The 22,627-nt window shown below is 49.6% G+C and carries 22 protein-coding genes; 7 read left to right on the top strand and 15 right to left on the bottom strand.

Annotated elements, in window-relative coordinates:
• Positions 1-21: 21 nt before the first annotated feature.
• Positions 22-3,687, bottom strand: coding sequence for a PKD domain-containing protein (locus tag NT073_RS00815; RefSeq protein WP_297367283.1), 3,666 nt, complete (start codon positions 3,685-3,687; stop codon positions 22-24).
• A gap of 232 nt (positions 3,688-3,919) precedes the next feature.
• Between NT073_RS00815 and NT073_RS00810 the strand changes: the two genes are divergently transcribed.
• The gene (locus tag NT073_RS00810) at positions 3,920-4,951 is read left to right on the top strand and encodes a type IX secretion system membrane protein PorP/SprF (RefSeq protein ID WP_297367280.1); all 1,032 of its coding nucleotides are present in this window, start codon (positions 3,920-3,922) and stop codon (positions 4,949-4,951) included.
• Between the two features lie 56 nt (positions 4,952-5,007).
• On the opposite strand, the gene ettA is transcribed toward NT073_RS00810, so the two are convergent.
• Positions 5,008-6,675, bottom strand: a complete 1,668-nt coding sequence (gene ettA, locus NT073_RS00805; protein WP_297367277.1) for an energy-dependent translational throttle protein EttA — start codon at positions 6,673-6,675, stop codon at positions 5,008-5,010.
• 74 nt (positions 6,676-6,749) lie between these two features.
• Between ettA and NT073_RS00800 the strand changes: the two genes are divergently transcribed.
• The 4 genes from NT073_RS00800 to NT073_RS00785 all read left to right on the top strand — a co-directional run bounded on the left by NT073_RS00800 (position 6,750) and on the right by NT073_RS00785 (position 9,391).
• Entirely contained in the window at positions 6,750-8,027 is a 1,278-nt protein-coding gene (locus NT073_RS00800) for a DUF349 domain-containing protein (RefSeq protein WP_012929707.1), read from the top strand.
• 98 nt (positions 8,028-8,125) lie between these two features.
• A complete protein-coding gene (locus tag NT073_RS00795) occupies positions 8,126-8,401 on the top strand; it encodes a hypothetical protein (RefSeq protein WP_297367273.1) in 276 nt (91 codons plus the stop codon).
• A gap of 36 nt (positions 8,402-8,437) precedes the next feature.
• Complete coding sequence (locus tag NT073_RS00790; protein ID WP_297367270.1) at positions 8,438-8,890, top strand: NUDIX hydrolase; 453 nt, start codon at positions 8,438-8,440, stop codon at positions 8,888-8,890.
• A gap of 48 nt (positions 8,891-8,938) precedes the next feature.
• The gene (locus NT073_RS00785; RefSeq protein ID WP_297367267.1) at positions 8,939-9,391 is read left to right on the top strand and encodes a DinB family protein; all 453 of its coding nucleotides are present in this window, start codon (positions 8,939-8,941) and stop codon (positions 9,389-9,391) included.
• 65 nt (positions 9,392-9,456) lie between these two features.
• On the opposite strand, the gene NT073_RS00780 is transcribed toward NT073_RS00785, so the two are convergent.
• From NT073_RS00780 to NT073_RS00720, 13 genes are all read right to left on the bottom strand, one after another.
• Complete coding sequence (locus tag NT073_RS00780) at positions 9,457-9,882, bottom strand: 5-fold beta-flower protein (protein WP_297367264.1); 426 nt, start codon at positions 9,880-9,882, stop codon at positions 9,457-9,459.
• 179 nt (positions 9,883-10,061) lie between these two features.
• On the bottom strand, positions 10,062-11,444 hold the full coding sequence (locus tag NT073_RS00775) for a sodium:solute symporter family protein (protein ID WP_297367261.1): 1,383 nt from the start codon (positions 11,442-11,444) through the stop codon (positions 10,062-10,064).
• Positions 11,445-11,529: 85 nt separating this feature from the next.
• On the bottom strand, positions 11,530-11,754 hold the full coding sequence (locus NT073_RS00770; protein WP_297367259.1) for a hypothetical protein: 225 nt from the start codon (positions 11,752-11,754) through the stop codon (positions 11,530-11,532).
• Positions 11,755-11,852: 98 nt separating this feature from the next.
• Complete coding sequence (locus tag NT073_RS00765) at positions 11,853-12,707, bottom strand: inositol oxygenase family protein (RefSeq protein WP_297367255.1); 855 nt, start codon at positions 12,705-12,707, stop codon at positions 11,853-11,855.
• An 82-nt stretch (positions 12,708-12,789) separates the two neighbouring features.
• Complete coding sequence (locus tag NT073_RS00760) at positions 12,790-13,830, bottom strand: serine hydrolase domain-containing protein (RefSeq protein WP_297367253.1); 1,041 nt, start codon at positions 13,828-13,830, stop codon at positions 12,790-12,792.
• Between the two features lie 53 nt (positions 13,831-13,883).
• On the bottom strand, positions 13,884-15,521 hold the full coding sequence (locus NT073_RS00755) for a sodium/sugar symporter (protein ID WP_297367250.1): 1,638 nt from the start codon (positions 15,519-15,521) through the stop codon (positions 13,884-13,886).
• A 94-nt stretch (positions 15,522-15,615) separates the two neighbouring features.
• Positions 15,616-16,959, bottom strand: coding sequence for an acetyl-CoA carboxylase biotin carboxylase subunit (gene accC / locus NT073_RS00750; protein WP_297367247.1), 1,344 nt, complete (start codon positions 16,957-16,959; stop codon positions 15,616-15,618).
• Between the two features lie 101 nt (positions 16,960-17,060).
• Positions 17,061-17,537 carry an acetyl-CoA carboxylase biotin carboxyl carrier protein gene (gene accB, locus NT073_RS00745; RefSeq protein WP_297367244.1) on the bottom strand — a complete coding sequence of 159 codons (477 nt, stop codon included), beginning with the start codon at positions 17,535-17,537 and terminating at the stop codon, positions 17,061-17,063.
• Positions 17,538-17,629: 92 nt separating this feature from the next.
• Positions 17,630-18,193 (bottom strand): elongation factor P, encoded by a 564-nt coding sequence (gene efp, locus NT073_RS00740; protein WP_012929719.1) that lies wholly within the window; start codon positions 18,191-18,193, stop codon positions 17,630-17,632.
• Positions 18,194-18,321: 128 nt separating this feature from the next.
• Positions 18,322-19,305, bottom strand: a complete 984-nt coding sequence (locus tag NT073_RS00735) for a beta-ketoacyl-ACP synthase III (RefSeq protein ID WP_297367239.1) — start codon at positions 19,303-19,305, stop codon at positions 18,322-18,324.
• Between the two features lie 95 nt (positions 19,306-19,400).
• A complete protein-coding gene (plsX, locus tag NT073_RS00730; RefSeq protein ID WP_297367236.1) occupies positions 19,401-20,342 on the bottom strand; it encodes a phosphate acyltransferase PlsX in 942 nt (313 codons plus the stop codon).
• A 146-nt stretch (positions 20,343-20,488) separates the two neighbouring features.
• A complete protein-coding gene (rpmF, locus tag NT073_RS00725) occupies positions 20,489-20,683 on the bottom strand; it encodes a 50S ribosomal protein L32 (RefSeq protein WP_012929722.1) in 195 nt (64 codons plus the stop codon).
• Positions 20,684-20,740: 57 nt separating this feature from the next.
• Positions 20,741-21,289, bottom strand: a complete 549-nt coding sequence (locus NT073_RS00720) for a DUF177 domain-containing protein (RefSeq protein WP_297367231.1) — start codon at positions 21,287-21,289, stop codon at positions 20,741-20,743.
• 129 nt (positions 21,290-21,418) lie between these two features.
• Here NT073_RS00720 and NT073_RS00715 point away from each other — a divergent pair, with 129 nt between their 5' ends.
• Positions 21,419-22,324 (top strand): DMT family transporter, encoded by a 906-nt coding sequence (locus tag NT073_RS00715; RefSeq protein ID WP_297367228.1) that lies wholly within the window; start codon positions 21,419-21,421, stop codon positions 22,322-22,324.
• A gap of 49 nt (positions 22,325-22,373) precedes the next feature.
• The gene (locus NT073_RS00710) at positions 22,374-22,583 is read left to right on the top strand and encodes a hypothetical protein (RefSeq protein ID WP_012929725.1); all 210 of its coding nucleotides are present in this window, start codon (positions 22,374-22,376) and stop codon (positions 22,581-22,583) included.
• The last annotated feature ends 44 nt before the right edge of the window (positions 22,584-22,627 follow it).

The raw sequence follows: 22,627 nt of genomic DNA, 5'->3' as shown, positions 1-22,627 counted from the left end.
ACGAAAAAACAGCCAGATTTACTAGCGAATCAGTAGTACGGAACCTCGCTTTACAACCCTGTCTCGTTCGGGGAAGAACTCGCTTTTATAGATGACAACATACGGATAAATCATGGATGGATAGGTACTGCCTTTATAGGTACCATCCCATTTTTGCTCGGGATTGTTACTGGAAAATATAACTTCGCCCCAACGGTTGTATATCCGGAATTCGTAGTCTGTAATGTAGGCCGTAAATACCTGGAGCAGGTCGTTCATACCATCGCTATTCGGTGTAAACGCATCCGGCACATTAACGCGCGGCTCGCACAGGTTCAGAACTTTAGCAACCGCCGTAGCTGTACACCCCAGGGGATCGGTAACCCGAATGGGGTAGTCGCCCGCCCGCTGAACCGTTATGGTTTTGGTTGTGTCATTGCGCCCTACCCACAAATACGATAGTCCGGCAGCTCCACTGGCAGAGAGTGTGGTTGTTTCCCGATCTCCCTCACACAGAGCCGCCTTCTGAGTGTACGAGAACGCCGGTGGTGGCCGGTCGCCCACCCGAACACTGCTTCGGCCCACGCAGCCATTTAGTGTGTTTCGCAACACGAGACTATACGAACCGGGCTGCGTTACAGAAATGCTTGGCGTACTAGCTCCTGTACTCCATTGATACACATTGCCGGGTATATCGCCGATAAGGGGCACAAGGGCTACGGCGAGGCCGTTACACTTAAGGGTATCAGGCCCCAGCCGGGCGAAGCCTGTACTATCCAGACCTACCTTTATGCTGTCTTCGAGGGCTTTACAACCCTTGGTGTCGACCACCTGCACCGTGTACAACCCCGGCGCAGCTTCTCCAAATACAGCCGTCGTGGATACGACTTTGTTTGTTGCGTCCAGCCAGGCATAGGTCGCCGGAGTGCCTCCCGTCACGGTCAGGGTAATGGTCCCGCTATTAGGTACGGCACAGAGCGCATCTCTCACTCTGGGTGTAAGCTGCAACTGGTTGGCCGGTGATTTCAGCACAAAGGCCGTGTCGATTTTACACTCGTGCAGGGTATCTGTCACATTCACCTTGTAACCGCCTTCGGCCAGATTCGCCTGTTGCCTCGAACTATCCTTAAGTGTAGCACCGTCTACACCCGTCCAGACATACTGGTAATTGCCCGCCGGGGTAGGTGTGAGAACGATAGAGCCATCGGTCGACGTACAGGCTGTTGGTCCCGTTAGAGCCGCCCGTACCATGATTTTGGGCAACTCCGTAACCCGAATCGTGTCTGAGTTGACGCAGGTCGTTCCATTAACGGTCGATTGCGCCGTTACGGAATAGACGCCGGATGTACTCACCGAAATGGTCTGTGTACTGGCACCGTTGCTCCACTGAAACTGTGTCCAGGTTTTCTGGGGCACGGTAACGTCGACCTTCGATCGATAACAGAAAAGAGTATCTGGCCCCAGATCGAGCGAGGGTACCGGTTTTATCTGTACTTCAATGGTATCACTTTTAAAGCACTCGCCATTGGCTGCTAGACCAACCGCAAAGTAATAGCCGGGTCTGGTGAGCGTCAGGGTCCGTTGCCTACTCACAACGGCCCCGTTAACCACCCAGACGTATACCTTCGCCTGTACTTTTATGTCGAGGGTTATACCTTGTTTATTACAAATAGCCGTATCGGCCCCCAGCTTTATATCGGGTGGGGTTTCCAGAATAGTCAGGGTATCTCTGATAAGCGTGTCCTTACAGATTGCTCCGGTGCTGGTTCTTGTCAGAATCTGTAAGCTAACGTAATACTGGCCGGGCGTCTTGTAGGCGTGGGTGATTGGTTGCGTTGATGTAGTTGACGTTGGTCGGCTACCATCACCGAAATCCAGGGTATATGCCTCTTTCAGCTTGGGGCAGTTAGGACTTATCTGGAAAACAGTTGGTGCGTTTACACAGGTGTCGCTATAAGTAAGCCCCGGTCCGCTGGATTGGTCGTTAAAGTTAGCCACCAGGTTTGGCAAACCTAACTGACTGGTCTGCCCACCCAACGATTGCCCCGACGGGTTAAAGATCAGACTGTCGAGCAAGCCACCGTTTGGATTTTCGATGGTACCCAACGATTTACTGCCTTGTATAGCTACATAAATCCGACCATCAGGTCCGATCTGAAGCGAACCGTATTGTCGTGTGGTACTGCTGTCGACAACCGTTTTTGAGCGTGTCAACAGAGAATCCCGCTGGTTCAAATCATATTTCAGAATATAAGAAGCTCCCTTCTGGCTACCATCGGCGTTGGTATCGGCCAGCATACTCACATATAAGCTTTTTCCATCTGGCGAAAACTCTACCCCATACGCTTTTGGGGGGGCCGGGCCAATGTCGATCGTTCGGTCAAATTTTAAAACCCCTGTAGAATCGTTAAACGTATAAAGGTCAATGGAGTTCTTGGGTGGACCTGGAATAACGACCGCCATGGGCCGGTTACCATTGTTTCCACCGGTAGTATCGGCCGGACCAATTTTAATATACCCTTCGGCATTGGCCAGCGAATCAATAACCTGACCGCCGGTATAGGTTATGGGGTCGACATTATCACCACGAGTCAGATGGCGAACTTCGAACTGGTTGGTTCCGTATTTCCGCGTAATAACCCAGTACGTTGAATCGCGGGTATTCGCTACTGATGCCGATTGCTCGGTACTCTGTCCGGAGAGCGGAATATTTTTTTCAACGATAGCTCCTTTCCCTCCATCCTGACGCATATCGACTACACTATACGTCAGCGTCTTTTTCCCACGAATTTCGGAGGTTGTATACACGTAATACAGGTATTCGCAGCCCCGGCACGTTGGTTTGGGGACGATCAACGCCGACTGGGTTGAGTTTTTGTTCCCGCCTAATGGCACTTGAGTAGCTAACGTATCGCCTGGCACCAGGGATTTCATAGGCTTACCATCTTTGTCATAAATGGTGATCCCATCAGAATAGAACAGCAGTATGCCCTTGGTATTGGCAATGGACGACGATCCCTCAATGGTATTCAGTTTACCATCCGTAATGGGCTGTGGCGAGCCCCCGCCACTAAAATCCAGACCGGCGTTTTGCCCGAAATACCACTTTACACCCTGCGATTCTTTCTTCTCACCACAAACATCGACGTTGATACGATCCTGATAGGTACACCCAAGGGAGTTCATAACCTCAACAGAGTAACAGCCTGAGCTATCGACCTGTATACTCTGGGTCGTATCTCCTTTTGGATACCATATAAATCGTAGGCCCGACTGTGGCGGCCCTCCGGCATACGGGTCTAGCGTAATGACCTCGCCTTTACAGATAGTGGTATCCGTTCGCCAGTTGGCAAATGGTTGTGGCCGATTGCCAATGTTAATATCTCTTGTTGACGTTATGGATACGCCGTTCACTGTTCGAGTTAATCTGACAGTGTATGCGCCAGGCCGTTGATAAACGTGTTTTGCGGTCGAATCCCGTTGTTTTGTGACCGTAGTTCCATCTCCAAAGTCCCAGGCACGGTTTGTTACACCCGTCAGCACGCTATCTGTAAATGTAATCGAATCAGCCTTGCATTCCTGATCCGGTATGCAAAACTTACCACTGACCTTGATACCTGTTTGTGCCCAGGCTACGGTTGACCCGGCCAGCAGAAACAGCACAGCCCATAGCCCAACTACCCGAATATGCTTATTAAAGATTGACATGAAAAACGTTGAATGAAGCCCGCCCGCGCAAATTCGATACTCAACATAACAACAACAGGGGCATTACGTTAGTATAAACGACATTGTCCCGTTAAAATTTTATCTAACAACAGCCACAAAAGCGCCTAAAATCCAACTAATTTTAGAGGTTGTTGTGCTGCTAAATACTTCGTTTACGTTACGAACGTTGCAACAATATTATTGGCCCAGTCTTTGCCTTGCTCTAGCCATTATGTTTAACAGATTTATACTAACAATTTTGATGCTGACCCTAAGCCGACTTGCCTTTGCTCAGGACCCTCAGTTCACTCAATTTTATGCAGCTCCGCTGTATTTGAACCCGGCATTTGCCGGCTCGGCACTGGCGCCACGCATAACGGCTAACTACCGCAACCAGTGGCCGGCCATTACAAATTACGTGACAACGATGGTTGGTGTAGATCACTTCATCGAAAAGTACAACAGTGGTGTGGGGTTACTAATTCAAAGCGATAACCAGGGACAGGGAAGGATTCAATCTACAGATATAGGGTTGCAATATGCTTACCAGTTTCAGGTAAGCGAATCGGCGTTTGTGCGTCTTGGCTTACAGGGCTCTTACGTAAACCGAAGTATCAACTACTTTGGCCTGACAACGGGCGACCAATTTACCGACCGGGGTTTCATTACGGGCAGCATCTCCGGCGACCCAACCTTACAGGGAGGATTACCCACCAAAAAGTACATGGACTTTTCGACCGGCGGCCTTTTCTACTCCGACTGGTTCTGGATTGGGGCAGCAGCTCACCATATCAACCGGCCCGAACAGGGATTTTTTGCCGGAGATCAGGAGCGATTACCGATGAAGACCAGCATTCAGGCCGGGTTACGCATTCCGTTGGGCGGCTTTACGGGCCTGGCCGACGAAGAGGACCGCGAGATCAGCTTCTCGCCCGTAGTGATGTACAAGCATCAGGGTAAATATGACCAGTTAGACATAGGTGCTTACCTGACGTACTCACCCCTAACCTTGGGTGCGTATTATCGGGGCATTCCCTTTAAGAAGTACAATCAAACACTGAACAACCACGATGCCGTTGCTGCACTGATCGGCTGGCGCATGGAAAAATTTTCTATTGGCTACAGCTACGATATTACCATTTCTACGCTCGGCAACAGCGGAGGGTCACACGAGTTATCCCTCTCGTATGTGTTCGACAAACCGGAAGCGCGCCGGGGTGGGGTCAAACGGCGCAGCAAGAAGCTCCCGTGTCCAAAGTTTTAATTGTCAGTAATAATAAAAGAGGGCAGGTATCAATACCTGCCCTCTTTTATTATGCTCTACGCCAGTTTCTTATACTTAATGCGGGTTGGGGTAGCTTCGGTACCTAATCGTTTACGTCGGTTTTCTTCATATTCCGAGAAGTTGCCTTCAAACCAGTAAACCTGTGAGTCGCCTTCGAAAGCCAGAATGTGTGTAGCAATACGGTCCAGAAACCAACGGTCGTGGCTGATGACGACGGCGCATCCGGCAAAGTTTTCCAGGCCTTCTTCAAGAGCCCGAAGAGTATTTACATCCAGATCGTTAGTGGGCTCATCCAGCAGCAGCAGGTTGGCGCCTTCTTTCAGGATCATGGCCAGATGAACGCGGTTACGCTCACCACCCGACAACATGCCTATCTTCTTTTCCTGATCCGATCCGGCAAAGTTGAACCGGCTCACGTATGCGCGGGCGTTCGATTGCTTTCCGCCCATCATAATCCACTCATTCCCGCCCGAAATTGTCTCAAAAACGGTTTTGTTTGGATCAAGGCCGTCGTGCTCCTGGTCGACGTAGGCCACTTTTACCGTATCGCCTACATCAAACGTACCCGCATCGGGCTTTTCACGACCGGTAATCAATTTGAAGAGCGTAGTTTTACCCGCTCCGTTGGGACCAATGATTCCTACAATGCCGCCCTGTGGCAGCCGAAAGCCCAGATGTTCAAACAAAAGCCGGTCGCCGAACGCTTTTGCTACGTCTTCCGCTTCGATAACTTTCGCCCCTAGTCGGGGTCCGGCCGGAATAAAAATTTCGAGCTTATCGTCGCGCTGTTTAGCGTCTTCGTTAAGGAGTTTTTCGTAAGCGCCCAGGCGAGCTTTCGATTTTGCCTGCCTGGCTTTGGGAGCCATTTTAACCCATTCCAACTCGCGTTGAAGCGTTTTTTGCCGCTTCGACTCGGTCTTTTCTTCTTTAGCCAGACGATTTTGCTTCTGCTCCAGCCAGGATGAGTAATTGCCTTTCCAGGGGATACCTTCGCCCCGGTCGAGTTCGAGAATCCAGCCCGCCACGTTGTCGAGGAAATAGCGATCGTGGGTTACGGCAATAACCGTTCCCGAATATAACCGCAGGTGTTCTTCGAGCCACAATACGGATTCTGCATCGAGGTGGTTGGTCGGTTCATCGAGCAGCAGAACATCGGGTTGTTGAAGCAGCAGACGGCAAAGCGCCACCCGCCGTTTTTCACCACCCGATAGGTTGTCGATCAGCGCGTCGGGCGGGGGGCAGCGCAGGGCATCCATAGCTCGTTCCAGTTTCTGGTCGAGTTCCCAGCCGTTGAAATGGTCGATTTTTTCCTGCACCTCACCCTGCCGGGCAATCAGTTTATCGAAGTCGGCATCGGGGTCACCAAAGGCTTCATTGATCTCGTCGAATTCTTTTAACAGATTAACTACTTCCTGAACGCCCTCTTCAACAATTTCACGAACTGTCCGTCCGGGCGTAAACTGGGGCTCCTGCTCCAGCATACCCACCGAGTAGCCGGGCGAGAAAACGACTTCGCCGGTATAATTTTTATCGATACCGGCAATGATGCGTAATAAAGTAGATTTGCCAGAACCGTTAAGCCCTAAAACACCAATTTTAGCACCGTAAAAGAAGGAAAGGTATATGTTCTTTAGGATTTGTCGGTTAGGCGGAATATTTTTACTCACGCCTGCCATAGAGAAAATTATGGTTTCCTGGCTCATTAATTTCTGATAGATTTGCGGTTAGCATTAATCCTCAAATTTAACCCACAGCGCAGCCTTAACCAAGCACAGTAATGGAAAACGCTTCACTGGTAGATGAATACGGTTACGTCAAAGACGGAAAGGTATTTTTGAAAGGCTACCTGAATTACGAAGACCGCCAGATTGGCGAAGTCAAACGCACCGAGCAGGAAGCGCTCGATTATTTCAAGAATCGCTTCATCATCGCTGAGAATAAAGTCAGCCAGTTAGAAAAAGATATTGAAGAGGCTCAGAACAAAGGCTCTTATCTGACAAAACTGGTTCAGCTTCGCAAGAAGCTCCTCGGTTTTGACGCACTGGGCGATTTCCCTCCCCTCCTCGAGCGCCTGGATGAGCAGGAAAAACTGCTGGCTGACCTTATTACGGTCAATCAGCTGAAAAACCTTGAAATAAAACGAGCACTGATCGCCGAAGCTGAAGCTCTAGCCGATAGTACTGACTGGCGTAACACAGCCGATGCCCTTCAGGAGATTAAAGTAAAGTGGATCAAAACAGGGCCTGTCGACAAAGCGACAGAGGCTGAAGTGGAAGGCCGGTTTCAGGAACTCCTGGATGGCTTCTTTACCCGCCGACGTGAGTTCTTCAACGAACAGAACAAGGTTATTCAGGAGCGGCTGGAAAAATATGATGAGCTGATTCGACTCGCTTTCCGGGCCAACCGGCTGGGCGATCTGGATGCGGCTTTTCAGGAAGTACGCAAACTGAACAATGCCTGGAAACAGGTTGGTGAGGTGCCCATCAAAAAGAGCGGCAAACTCTACAAGCAGTTCAAGAAGGCAACGACCATGTTCTACGCAAAATATAACGACGCGAAAGGCATTGTAATCGTACCGAAGATCGACCCTCGCATCGAGCAACAGATGAAAATGGCCGACGAAGCGGAAAAGCTCTCGAAACAGTCGGATATTTTTGCCGCTGCCGAACGGGCTAAAGTGCTGCTCAATAGCTGGAAGGAAATCCGGGTGCCGTTTAAGCTTCAGGATAAAGTTGTTAACGAACGCTTCCGGGCAGCCTGCGACAAGATTTTCGAATTGAGTTATCTGGGCCGGGTATTGACCCGTAAATACCCAGCGTTTGAACTTAAAAGCCAGTCGGAACAGATTCGGACGAAGATTCGGGAGATGGAATACCTGGTCAAGCGGGAGAAAAACGACCTTCAGTTTGCTTTACAGGACGCCGATGGTCTCGACCCGAACAAGGACGAAGACAAGCAGATCCTTAATAAGATCAATACCCAGAAGCGAAAAATCGCCATGAAAGAGACTATTCTGCGCGAATTTCAGAAGCAGTTGGAAACGGCAGGCTATTAATTTTTCCTTTGTCATGCTGACGTCAAACATGGCAAGAACACGAAGGTGCCCCGGCTTTAATCGGGGCACGTTTCGTTTATGGGGTTTGTTCTATTGACATGGAAACGAACCTGATTAATTCCGATTTTACTGCCGATGAAACGGCCTTCAGGGCTGCTATTATTCCCGGCAAATTTGTGCGGCTTGAGTATCTGACAGACCTGAATGAGTTTATCAAAGCCGATGCGACGATCAAGCAGCTCCTGGCCGAAAATGGTGCTGAATCGCTGGAGTTAGCGACTGGCGATGTTATACCGCTGGCCCGTGTGGTAAGTGTTTCGGGTAATTTGTCGCCCCGTTACCCCGGCTATGGTAATTACTCCTGCGATTGTTAATTTGGCAGGGATTTACTGATTTTATCGCCTGCTGTTATGAAAGTTCGTCCGTCTGCTCTCATCTGGCATCAAGTTGATGGCCAGCCCCAAGTCTTGTTCATGCGCTATTCGTACGGCGGGCAGGATGTTTACGCCTTACCCGGCGGCAACCCCGACCGGGGTGAAATTCTGACGGAAACGGTTATTCGAGAAATTCGGGAGGAACTGGGTGTTTCGGTCGATATAGGTGAGATGATTCTGGCGGGCGAAATGCTGTTGACAGAGCGTAACGACGATGTACTGCATGTAGTCTTTGCCGCTCGTAATATCAAAGGGGAGCCTACGCTAAACCCCGACGAAACTACTGCGCTTGACCTGGTCTGGTTACCCGTAGCGGAGCTAGACAAGTTTAATCTCTATCCGAACATTGGGGCCCGGCTCCAGCCCTGGTTCAGCAGCGCCACTTATCTTGGCTACGTTGGACGGATTGAGCAGGAGTATTTCGAATAAGGCAGCAACCGCCGAAGTCCGTTTTATATAAGCAACCTACCGAAACACATGCTCACTCAAACGTTGAAGGTCTTGTTTCATCGTGATCTAACCCGTCTACGGAACGAAATAGCCGCGTATAAACGTGAAGAAACACTTTGGCAGATTGAACACGGTATCGCTAACTCAGCGGGCAACCTCTGCCTTCACTTAATTGGTAATCTGAACACCTACTTGGGAGCCGAACTCGGTAAAACAGGCTACGTTCGGCATCGGGATCTGGAATTTTCGCTGAAAGACATTCCCAAAGCCGAACTCCTGGAGAAAGTAGACGAAACCATTCTTGTGGTCGGTAATGCGCTAGACACCGTCACCGATAGTCAACTTGAGGACGAATATCCCTTACTAGTATTTGACAAGCCGACATCGACAGGTTATTTTCTGGTGCATCTGGCTACACATCTCGGTTATCATTTGGGGCAGATTAACTATCACCGGCGGTTGCTGGATGTTCCGCAATAAACAAATGACCTTTGTTTATTGCGGAACATCCAGAGAAACGATCGTTTTCAAATTCATCTCCTGTCCTATTTCGCTTTTTTTCGGTGGCTTTCTTCGAAGCAGGCCAGCGCACAGGCCGCCCCTTTCATGCTGCTATGGACATTACCTATCTTTTTGCCTTTGGCGTCATACACGTCACAGGTACTACCGTTCTCTTTTAGTTTAAACTCAATTTCGCCCTGCGCATCGTAGTAATTCTTTCCATCCTTACCCATACGCCCCAGCTTTTTATTGGTCTTGGCATCAACAAGATTACCCTGCGTATCGACAAAGGCGATTTTCTTCCCTTTATTGTCAAGAATGATCTGGTCTTTGGTAATACTGCCGATGGTTGCTCCGTGTTCGTCTTTTATTTCCCCACCGGGCGTAATGTGCTTGTAGTTTTGTGCTGAGGCAGAAAGTGAAATTGTTGTAAATGCCAGCAATAGTAGTGTGATCAATAGTGGTTTCATGACGATAGGATTTGGTTAGAGATACTATAAAGTTTGCCATCTAGAAGAAGCGCCATACGCTTCCCGTTGAGTGCTGGCCTATACAAATATCTATTACCGGTCTGTCCTAAAACCTGATTGCCGCTATTGAGAAAGCTGATTTTACTGTATCCATCAACTGTTTTTTATTGGCAAGACACTTAATTCGTCCTGCCTGAAGACCTGCCCAGCAAACTCCCAACGATCATAGCGACTGTACTAGCCAGCAATCCCCAGAGCATGGGCGAATACCATGTATCCAACCAAAGGCAGGTCAACCACACCCCAAAGCCAACGAGCATCGAATACAAGCAACCCGTTAAATTGGCCTCTTTCCAGTAGATACCAGCCGCCAACGGCACGAACAAAGACACCAGACTAAACGCCGACGACTCGCCCACCAGATCGAAGATGTTCGTATCGCGGGTGGTACTCATGCCTACACAGATCACGGTGATGACAACGACCGCCCATCGAATCGTCTGTAACAAGGCTTTATCGCTGATATCCGGTCGGAAAAACTTCATCACATTTTCCCCAAAAACCGTTGCCGGGGCCAGAATAGCCCCACTCGAAACGCTCAGAATAGCGGAGGTTACGGCCCCAAAGAACAACACCTGTAATGGTAAGCTACCATGTCGCATGACCATGTTCGGAATAATGAGCTGGTTATCTTTCGGCAAATCAGGGTGGAGCAGTTTGGCACTTAGAGCAATAAATAACGGCAGCATGGCAATAGTAAGATACATGCCCGAAGCCAGAAAAGACGCCCGAACTGCCGTTTTTTCCGTTTTGGCGGCCATCACGCGCTGGAAAACGTCCTGCTGCGGAATGGACCCCAGACCTATGGTTATCCAGGCCGCTCCATAAGCCAGCCAGTCTTTTGTCGTTGACTGAGGCAGAAAACGGAAGAATCCCGCCGGTGTTCGTTTCTCGATCGTTTCCCAACCGCCGACTTCATTCCAGAGCATAACGCCCAGCACGGCTAAGGCCAGAATGATAATAAGGTTATGAAAAAAATCAGTAATCGAAATAGACCACATGCCTCCCAGCAGGGTGTAGGCCATAACAATTGCCGCGCTGCCAACAATGCAGTACTCACGCGGAATGTCGGTCACCACACTCAGTACGATACCAATGGCAACCAACTGCGCTGAAATCCAGCTAAAGTAAGAGGGAATGACCATAATGGCCGATAACAACTCCGCCGACCGCCCGAATCGGATGCGGAAATAGTCACAGAAGGTCGTGATATTGAGCCGGTAGAGAGGCCGGGCAAAGAAGGCACCAACCAGAAACAGGCACAACGCAGAACCGAACGGTTCTTCGATAACCGCCAGAAAGCCCCCCTCCACAAACATAGCGGGCGCTCCCATAATGGTCTCCGAACCGAACCAGGTAGCAAAGGTTACAGAAGCGGCCAGTAACAACGGTAATCGCCGTCCGGCCAGAACAAAATCCTGAGAAGTAGTTACCCGCCGGGCGGCCCACGCACCGACGGCTACGTTGGAGAGTAAATACAGGGTTATGAAAAAGAGAAGCATTGGCGGGGAGTTAAACCAAAAGGCACAACGCCTACAAATTAGCTTTGTACGCGTTGTGCCTTCAAATTACATCGTAGCGGCTTATTTACGGTAGCTTTTCGTGCAAATAAGCCAAGACCAGTTGTAAGGTTTGCTTAATAGTACCTACGTCCTGTTTGAGTTCACTCACGTCCTGCTTCAGGATCATTACATCCTGCTTGAGGATGCTCACATCCGCTTCTGGATTATCAAGTCGGGCATTGACTTGTTTAACATCCCGGCGAATAGCGCGTACATCAACCGTAAGGTCAGCCACCGAATGAGCGGTCATCTTGTTTTGTTTCTCAACCTGCTCAATGCGATCTCCAGGTACATACAGCCTTGTTTTACGGTGCCAGTCTTCTTTGTACAACTATAAAAAAGAAGTGGTTACAACTTCAGCGTTGCTGGCAAATACTTAGCTATTAAATCTTCATAATAAGGTTTCAATTCGCTCACGACTGGTGGTTTCGGACTTTTTGAATACAAATCGTATGGATTGAATTTCCGTACCCACTTGAACATCTCATGGTCGTGCTCATCCATCAGGTGATTGTATGACTCCTCGCGGTGCTGCGAATAGAACGAGTGGTACCGCATCATGTACAGAGCCGGTTCGGGCATATAGTCTTTCATGATCTGGTACAGGTACTCATCGTGCCCCCATGACATATGCACGTTGCGAAGGCCACAGTTTGGCTCATACACGCCATATTTCGTATTGTACCGCTCATCCCGTGAATCGGGATTGTTGGCGAAGTATTCGGGATAAACGATCTTGTCGGAGTGCTGGCAACCCACCGGGAAGGTATCCCCTACCACGGCCCACTGGGGTTCTCCGAACAGGCAGAGCACTTTGCCCATGTCGTGTACAAAGCCCGTCAGGACGAACCAATCGGGGTGACCGTCGGCGCGGATGGCTTCGGCGGTTTGGAGCAGGTGCTGAAGCTGGTCAAGGTCAGTGTCGGGGTCGGAATCGTCGACAAGGGTGTTCAAAAACTCCATAGCGCCCCAAACCGGCAGTTCTTTTTTATCGAACTTCAGAAACTCGCGCTCCTTCTCCCGCACAAAATCGTAGGTCTGGTAGGTGTGATTTAACCGGTAAAACTCCCGTACGGTATCCCGCTCAGGCGAGTCATAATTCCGGTAATCTTCTTTCGATTTGTGTTCAGGCTCGGGGTAGCGACTGAGGATGTCGTCTTCCCACTGATCGAGGCTGGCAAGAGGGGCAGTTTCGCTGATCATGTCCAAGAATAGTTAAGGGAGCAAATTTAAAAGTTTATTGCTGTCAACCAGCAACATAGAACAAAAGTTATGTCGAAATTTATTACTGTGTCAGATCATCCAAAGCCAGTATATCGGCCAGCTTCGCATAACCGGACTCGGCCAGTATATTTATAATGGCCAATGCATTCGGTTTGTTATTCGCTTTGTTTGAAAAACAAACCATCAAAAACCGTTCCGAGGGTATACTCACAACGTAATTGTTGAAGCCACAGGTACTCCCGGAGTGAAACAGCATTGGATTTTCGGGCTGCCGGTAAAACCACCCAGCTCCGTAAAAGCTATCGCCCGTTTGTGGAATCGCCTTGCCCGTTCGTGCCAGTGCGGCTTTCAGATCAAGCAGTTTGTTGGTTTCAAGCGCATCCATCCATTTTTTATAGTCGGTGAGGGACGTATACACGCCCCCATCTCCCTTGGTTGCACTTGTGACACTTTGATCTGAGAAAACGAATTTTCCACCCTCTTTCCGGTAACCCATCGCCCGGCTTCTGATCGGTCTTCCGGCTTCATAAACCGTCGACTGATTCATTTGCAGGGGCTGAAAAATCCGCTGTTTAATGAATGACGCAAACGACTGCCCGGAGGCCTTTTCAATGACCAGCGCCAGCAGACAGTAAGCCGAATTACTGTACCGAAACTGCGTACCCGGCTCGAAATAGAGCGAATCCCGATTTTTGATCAGCGTCAGCACGTCGATATCCAGCAGTTGTTCCCGTTGTTGTGGGTTCATCACCGCTTCGTAGTCGAGAATGCCTGATGTGTGCGTTAGCAAGTGGCGAATTCGTACTTTCTTTCCTACCTGCAGGTTAAATTCCGGGAAGAAACGGGTTAATGGATCATCGACCGATAGCTTTCCATCTTTTTCCAGCAATAAAATGCTCATGGCCGTAAACTGTTTGGAAATAGAGGCCATCCTGAAGTTGGTTTCGGGCGTAATAAGCGCCTTAGTCTTGGCGTTTGCCAGCCCATAACCGTTTCTACAGATCGTTTTTCCATTTACCCGTACCAGCAGGACGGCTCCCGGCTCAGTCGGTGCGTTCATTGACCGCATAACAGAGTCGAGTCGCTTAGGCACTTGCGCCATCGTAGGTAGGCTTATATAGAGCAATCCTGCTAGCAAAACCAGTTTCATGGGCCTTACCAGAACTTGGTGTACAGAACCGCCAGAATAGCCAGAATCCCAACCGATCCGATGATGAATGACGGTGTTACCCGGAACATCTGCTTGTCTACGATAACGCTTTTGCCGGTTTTATACCCGGCCGGGTCGGTGAGCGACACGACGACCATCAGGACAATATCGATGCAGAACACAATCGTTGTCCGGTGCAAAAAGGGAATGGTGTCCACCTGTACATCGAACATACCCATTACTTCCGGCCAGAATTTAAGCAGCGTCGAGAAGGGGATGGTCAGGATGGCCACCGTCATAGCGGCCCGGTTCGTAGCCCGTTTCCAGAAAAAGCCCAGCAGGAAAATGGCAAATACGCCCGGCGTAATGAAGTTGGTGTATTCCTGAATGTACTGGTACACCTGATCGAGCGACCGCAGCATGGGAGCCAGCAAAATGGCCACAGCAAACGACGCCACAATAGCCCATCGCCCCACGTTGACCAGCTTCTGCTCCGAAGCTGTTTTGTCGATGTACTTCTTATAGAGATCGAGCGTAAAGATCGTCGAGATCGAGTTGCACTTGCCCGCTAGTGAGGCCACGACAGCCGCCGTCAGAGCCGCAAAAGCTAGCCCTTTCATACCGATTGGTAACAGATTCATTAACACCGGATACGCATGGTCGGGCTTCACAACGCCCGATGCATCGGTCATGGCATCATGAAAGGGACCACTCTGGTACAAGACAAAGGCAGCGATACCGGGGATAACCACAATAACCGGGATAAAGAGTTTCAGGAAAGCGGCAAACAGAATCCCGGAACGGGCCGTCTTCAGATCAGCCCCCAGCGCCCGTTGAACGATGTACTGGTTACAGCCCCAGTACGATAGGTTATTGATCCACATACCTCCCGTAACCAAGGCCATACCAGGTAAAACCTCATAATGGGGATGCCCTTTCGGGAAAAACATATGAAAATGGCTATCGGCCTGCTCCTTTATAGTAACTAAACCTGTCCAGACGCCCGAGATACCCGACTCCTGCGCCACCAGCTGCAAAGCCAGATAGGTGACGACCAGACCGCCGAAGATCAGCACAACCACCTGAATGACATCGGTATAGCCAATCACCTTCATGCCGCCCAGTGTGATAAAAATAGCGAATAGAGCCAGTCCAATGGTGCAGGTCGTAAACGAAATACCCACCAGCGATTCGATGGCAATAGCACCGAGGTACAGAATGGAGGTAAGATTCACCAACACATAAACTACCAGCCAGAACACCGCCAGAATGGTACTAACGGTATCGCTATACCGCTGCGCCAGAAACTGCGGCATGGTATAAATATGATTCCGGAGGTAGATCGGGATAAAAAATACGGCAACGATAATCAGCGTAGCAGCAGCAAACCATTCGTAGGACGATATGGCCAGGCCCATAGCAAATCCGGAACCCGCCATGCCAATAAAGTGCTCGGCTGAAATATTTGACGCGATCAGGGACGCTCCAATGGCCCACCAGGTCAATGACCCTTCGGCCAGAAAAAAGTCGGTCGTGTTCATCTGGGCTTGGCGTTTGCGCCGATAGACCCAGTAACCATACCCAACAACAATAATGAAGTAAACGAAGAAAACGATGTAATCGGCCGTAGCGAGGTGATTCATGCAGTAAGTACAAAAAAACGGGGTGTCTTGTCACTAAAGCAAGACACCCCGTTTTTTCTAATGTATAGTCTGTAGCCGTGAATCTTACAAGCTACTATATCTTACTGAAATCGAATGTTTCCAGGAAGGCGGTTGTAAACTGACCGGACTGAAATTTAGGATCGTCCATCAGTCGGATGTGGAACGGTATCGTGGTTTTGATGCCTTCGATCACAAACTCCTGCAACGCCCGCTTCATCCGCGTAATTACCTCTTCCCGCGATTGACCCGACACGATCAGCTTGGCAATCATGGAGTCGTAATTGGGTGGAATGGTGTAGCCGCTGTACACGTGGCTATCGATCCGAACACCGTGCCCACCGGGGAAGTGCAGGTTCGTGATTTTGCCGGGCGATGGCCGGAATCCGTTGGCAGGGTCTTCTGCGTTGATCCGGCACTCCATGGCGAACAGTTTCGGGGTGTAATTACGGCCCGAAATTTCAGCCCCGGCGGCTACTTTGATCTGCTCTTTAATCAGGTCGAAATCCGTTACCTCTTCAGTAATCGGATGCTCCACCTGAATCCGGGTATTCATCTCCATGAAGTAGAAATCCCCGTGCTTATCGACCAGGAACTCGACCGTTCCGGCTCCTTCATAGCCGATGGCCTGCGCTCCCTTGATAGCTGCAGCACCCATCTTCTCCCGAAGTTCGGGCGATACAACCGGCGAGGGCGTCTCCTCAATCAGCTTCTGGTGCCGACGCTGGATGGAACAATCCCGCTCCGACAGGTGGCACACTTTACCGTACTGGTCGCCAACGATCTGAATCTCGATGTGGCGGGGCTCTTCAACGAATTTTTCCAGATACAGACCATCGTTGCCAAAAGCCGCTCCAGCTTCGGTACGGGCGTCGTTCCAGGCTTTTTCGAATTCATCTTCCGACCGAACGATCCGCATACCACGTCCACCACCACCGGCAGTTGCTTTTACGATAACCGGATAGCCCATTTCGGTGGATAATCTCTTACCCTGCTCCACCGACTCCAGCAAACCGTCAGAACCGGGAATAACCGGAACGCCGGCGGCTTTCATCGTGGCTTTGGCCGTCGATTTATCGCCCATACCATTGATCTGCTCGGCCGTAGCACCAATGAATTTGATACCGTAGTCGGCGCAGATCTGGGAAAATTCAGCGTTTTCGGAGAGGAACCCGTAGCCGGGGTGAATGGCGTCGGCACCGGTTACTTCGGCCGCCGAAATGATACTGGGAATACTTAGATATGATTGTTTGCTGATGGGCGGACCAATGCAAACGGCCTCATCGGCGAAACGTACGTGCAGGCTATCGCGGTCGGCAGTCGAATAGACGGCTACCGTTTTAATACCCATTTCACGACACGTGCGGATAATCCGCAACGCGATCTCTCCCCGATTGGCAATTAAAATTTTCTTGAACATGATATAAATGGTGAATGAGCGAATGATTGAATGAGTGAATGAATAATTCTAAATCAACTATTCATTCACTCATTCAATCATTCACTCATTCACTAATTAAATTAGATGGGTTCTACCAAAAACAGCGGCTGGTCGTATTCGACTGGCGTGGCGTTCTCAACGAGAATTTTCACGATGCGGCCCGAAACTTCCGACTCGATTTCGTTGAACAGTTTCATGGCTTCAATGATACAAACCACTTTGCCCTCACTCACGGTATCGCCAACTTCAACGAACATCGGCGACTCGGGGCTGGCCGACCGGTAGAATGTACCAATCATTGGTGACTTGATCGTGATGTAGTTCGAGGTATCCGCTTTAGGAGCAACGGGCGTGGCAACGGGTGCCGCCGGAGTAGCTACTGCCTGTTGTACAGGGGCCGGTGCTACGGCTACTGATGCGGCTGGCGCTGCGGCTACTGGTGCGCCGGAACCATAACGCTTGACGCTGATTTTCAGGTCAGTGGTTTCGATGTTAACCTCGTCTAAACCAGATTGCGAGATGAAGTCGATAAGTTGCTGTATGTCTTGTGTGCTCATAGTTCAGGAGTGAGAAGCGAGGAGTGAGGAGTGAGGAGCAGAGCCAGACATCGTGTCTTCTCACTCCTCGCTTCTCGCTCCTGACTCCTCGGTTATTTCACTCGTTCTACGTAATCTCGGGTACGGGTATCAACGCGGATTTTCTGACCAGATTCAATAAAGAGGGGCACCATGATTTTAGCTCCCGACTCTACTTCAACCCGCTTTTTAGGGCTATTAGCGGTATCACCTTTAATACCCGGCTCAGCGTAGGTTACTTCCAGTTCAACAAATGGAGGCAACTCGCACGAAAGCGGTGTATCGCTGTCTGCATTGATCAAAATTTCAACTTCCTGACCTTCTTTCATCAGATCCGCACCGTCCACGAGTTTTTCGTCGAGGTTAATCTGATCAAACGATTCCTGGTCCATAAAGTTAAACCCGGCTTCGTCTTTGTAAAGGTATTGGAATTTCCGACGCTCCACACGAACGGGATAAATTGTCGCCCCTGAGTTGAAGGTATTGTCAATTACCCGGCCTGTTGTCAGGCTTTTCAATTTCGTACGAACGAAAGCTGCCCCTTTGCCTGGCTTTACGTGCTGAAATTCAGTTATTTGAAATAGGTCGTTGTTGTAATTAAGAACCAATCCGTTACGGATATCTGCGGTCGTTGCCATTGGTTTCTAATGGATAATGATTAATAGATAATGAATAATAAGAGAGTACGAGTGGCTTCACTACTTGTGTATTAGTCGTAAGCACTACTCAGTCGGGGCAGCCCGTGCGGTTCATTATTCATTTAAGTTTAATACGCCCATTTTACGTAGGCGGCTCCCCAGGTGAAGCCCCCGCCAAACGCTGCCAGTACCAGATTATCGCCTTTATTTAACTGCGACTCGTAATCGAACAGGCAGAGCGGAATGGTAGCGGCTGTCGTATTGCCGTATTTATGGATATTCATCATCACCTTATCAGACTGAATACCCATTCGATGCGCGGTGGCGTCGATAATGCGTTTGTTTGCCTGGTGCGGTACCAGCCAGGCTACATCATTGCCTGACAGGTGGTTACGCTCCATAATTTCGGCGGACACATCGGCCATGTTTTTCACGGCAAATTTAAAGACCGACGGCCCATCCTGATACACGTAGTGCAGGCGTTTTTCGACGGTCTCGTGCGTGGGCGGGTAGCGGCTACCACCAGCTTTCTGAAACAAATGATTTTGACCCACACCGTCTGACTTGATCAGGGTATCCAGAATACCAAAGCCATCGGCGTTGGGTTCGAGCATAACAGCCCCGGCACCATCGCCGAAAAGTACGCAGGTTGTCCGATCGGTATAATCCGTGATGGCCGACATTTTATCGGCGCCAACAACGATTACCTTCTTATATTTCCCGGTTTCTATAAACTGAGAGCCTACCGTGAGGGCATACAAGAAGCCGGAGCAGGCGGCCTGAATATCGAAGCTGCCCACGTTTCGAATGCCAACCATGTCGCAGATAAGATTTGCCGTACACGGAAACAGATAATCGGGCGTAGTTGTCGCACAGATCAGCAGATCGACCTCTTCGGGTTTGATAGCCAGCTTTTCGAGCAAACCTGCCACAGCTTTTGCCCCCATATGCGACGACCCCATGCCTTCGCCTTTCAGAATATGCCGTTCTTTAATACCCGTTCGGCTGGTAATCCACTCATCATTTGTATCTACCATACGCTCCAATTCGGCATTGGTCAGTATGTAGTCTGGAACGTAGCCGTGGATTCCAGTTATGGCAGCTTTACTCATAGGAGATAGTACAATTATCAATAAACAGTATCTGTGGTCAGTTCGTAATAAAGCAGCCGGGAACCCCGCTGGCTATACACCGAAGCCTGCCAAAGTTAGCTGAGTGCCTGTGCAATTTTCGTGTAAGCATCGGACTCAACCTGCCGGATAGCCAGACTAATCATGTTTTTAATTGCTAATGGAGATGAGATACCATGAGCAATAATCACGTTGCCATTAACCCCCAGAATTGGACTTCCACCAACCGATTCATAGTTGGTTTTATCTAAAAACTCGTCGCTGATGCCACGTTGTGCGGCTACTTTGTAGAACGACTCGCCCAGCTTGAACATCGTGTTTCCGGTAAAACCGTCGGTAATTATCACATCGGCATGTCCGCCGAAGAAATCTCCGCCTTCAATATTACCGATAAAATTAATCCGGTGATTTTCTTTCAGAAGCTGATGGGCCGCCTGCGCTACCAAAGAGCCTTTCTGCTCCTCAGAACCAATGTTCATGAGTGCTACGCGCGGTTTGGCGATGTTAAATGTCGACTGGGCGTAGATAGACCCAATATGGCCGAATTGAGCAAGCATTTCGGGTTTACAATCGGCGTTGGCCCCAATGTCGAGCATAACGGCATAGCCGCCGGTCAATTGCGGAACGAATCCCGCAATACATGGCCGGAGTATGCCTTCAATAGCTTTTATGCTAAACAAGGCGCCCACGTGCATGGCGCCCGTATTACCGGCGCTGCAAAACGCCTGAACTTTACCTTCTTTCAAAAGTTTAAACCCAACCCCGATACTGGAATTGGGTTTCTGCGAGAGCGCCTTGGTTGGATGCTCACTCATATCAATAACATCATCGGCGTTTACCAATTCAATACTGGCAACGGCCTCAGTGTTATATTTCTTGATTAACTCCTGCATTATAGCCTGCTTGCCAATCAGCACAATGGCTACATTTTCCGGCAATTCAGCAGCGGCCATCAAGACTCCCTCTATAATAGCGTCGGGAGCGAAATCGCCACCCATTGCGTCCACTGCAATTTTCATTGACTCCGTTTGTTCAATTCCCCCAGTCAAACTGGTTTTTTTTACTAAATACGCGTAAAAATAGGGAGGTGACAGGCAATAAAAAAGTATTTCACGTTCATCTTGGGAAAGACGTCAGCGAAATACTTTTCAAAAATGGGCGAGATTTAAGCCGTTTTCGCGTAATTCTCGATGATCATTTGTCCTTTGTAGAACAGATTGCCTTCAAAAACGTGGGCATGATGCCGCTCGTGAACTTCGCCGGTTTGGGCGTCGGTTGAAAGCGCTACAGGCGTAGCCTTGTAATGCGTTCTGCGCTTGTCGCGCCGGGTGCTGGAGTGGCGTCGTTTGGGGTGTGCCATATCAGTTTACAGTTGTCAGTTATCAGTTTTCGGTCAGCGCCTACAGGCCCTATCCGTTTAATTATCACTCAGTTTTCGCAGAGCGGCCCAGCGAGGATCTACATCCTTCTGGTCGTCTGCATCGTCATTACTCGTTGCGGTATCAGAACTATAAATGAGCTTGCCATTTTGCTCATCGCTGTCCTGATCGTCTTCATCCCGAAACCGGGGGTGAAGACGCTTCATAGGCAACGACAGACTTATGAACTCAAAAATGTAGCGGGCTACATTAATAGTTGACGTATTGCGCTCAATGAGTTCAATCTCGTCACTCAGCTCTTCGTTGTGGTCGCCAAACTTCAGCAGCATTGTCTGCCGGGTGTCGACCGGTTCATCATATTCATCGAGGCTACGGTCACACGTTTGTTCGACGGTACCTACGATGTGAAAATCCAGCCGGATCATGGTTTCTGACTTTTCCAGCACCAGATGCGTCTGAACGTTGCCTGCTTTGATCAACTCCTGCTCAAGCGCAGCAAAAAACGAAGTGTCCGATGTGAAATCGTACTCATGCCGTTTGTTGTCAAGGCCGACAATGTGTATGTCGTATGCGCGTAATGGGTTCACCTCGTATCTCCTCCTCAAAAATAAGACCGCAAAGGTACAAAACGTTTGTGAATCAGGAAAGTGATGAACGAAAAAAGGTTTTTACTTCTTGATTTATCCGTTTTATAACGGACTTTTAGGCAATTCGCTATGATCCTGACCCTTGCTACCGTTACATCTCTGGCCGTTCTGACGCGCATTGTGGTCAATCCGCTTCAGAATGTCTTCCAGAAACAGCTGACGCAACGGCTAGTCGACCCGTTGTTTATTATGTCGGCAACGTACGGAGGGCTAACAATCGCTTGCCTGGTTGCCTGGACGCAACTTCAGTTCGCCGGTCTGTCGACGGCGTTTTGGCAGACGATGGTGGTGACCAGTTTATTTGCCATGTTCGGAAACGTCTTTCTGGTCCGGGCGATAGGGCTGGGCGATTTGTCGGTATTGGGGCCAATCAATGCCTACAAAGCCGTAGTTGGCATGGTGTTCAGCATTTTTCTACTGCACGAAATTCCGGGCTGGTGGGGACTGGTCGGCATTCTGTTGATCATTGCCGGTAGTTACGTCGTGCTAACGGATCGACAATCGCGAAACTTGCCGATGCAGGCAGACTATGTACCCCTCTGGAAAAGGCCGGAAATTAAACTGCGGCTGGCAGCCCTGGTGTTTTCGGCTATCGACGGCACATTTCTCAAAAAATCCATTCTGCTCTCAACACCAACTATTGCGTTCTTTTACTGGTGCCTGTTTGGCTTTGGGTTCTCGTTTGTATGGATTGCCCTCACGATGCGGGCCAGGTGGTGGTCGCAGGCGAAGTTGGTTTTCTCACACAAAACGACTTACTTGGCTCTGTGTGCAACCGCTGGCATTTCGCAGTTGGTGAGTAACGTAGCGCTGGCCAGTATGCCTGTTGGTTATGCACTGGCTTTGTTCCAGATATCGGCGCTGATCAGTGTGTTGTTCGGATATCAGTTTTTTAACGAACAGGGAATTCTGCGAAAACTCATCGGTGCGGGAATTATGGTGGGAGGAGCCGTATTGATTACATTGCTTGGATAACCATCTATCCATCTTCCGAGTTATCGTTACCTAACTACTCTTCTCTACCATGGCACAATACCAGCTTGTCGAAAAACATACCATCGAGCACCATAACGAATATTATGAAGTGCGTACAACTCAGGGCAGCGATCAGACTGAAAGTCTGTTTTTTACAACCAACGAAGAAAATCTGGAAGAAGTAGCAGCCGCTATTATTGCCGAAAATAGGCCGGGAGTGAAGCACTGGACGGTTATTCCGCATCGGAAAGATGACTGATTGAGATGGCAAAGCCTACCGAAAACAAAATTTTAATGAGGTAC

Origin of the sequence: Spirosoma sp., from assembly GCF_026391055.1 — a bacterium.
GTDB lineage: Bacteria > Bacteroidota > Bacteroidia > Cytophagales > Spirosomataceae > Spirosoma.
Note: the sequence above shows the minus strand (reverse complement) of the source record. Positions and strands in the feature narration are given on the sequence as shown.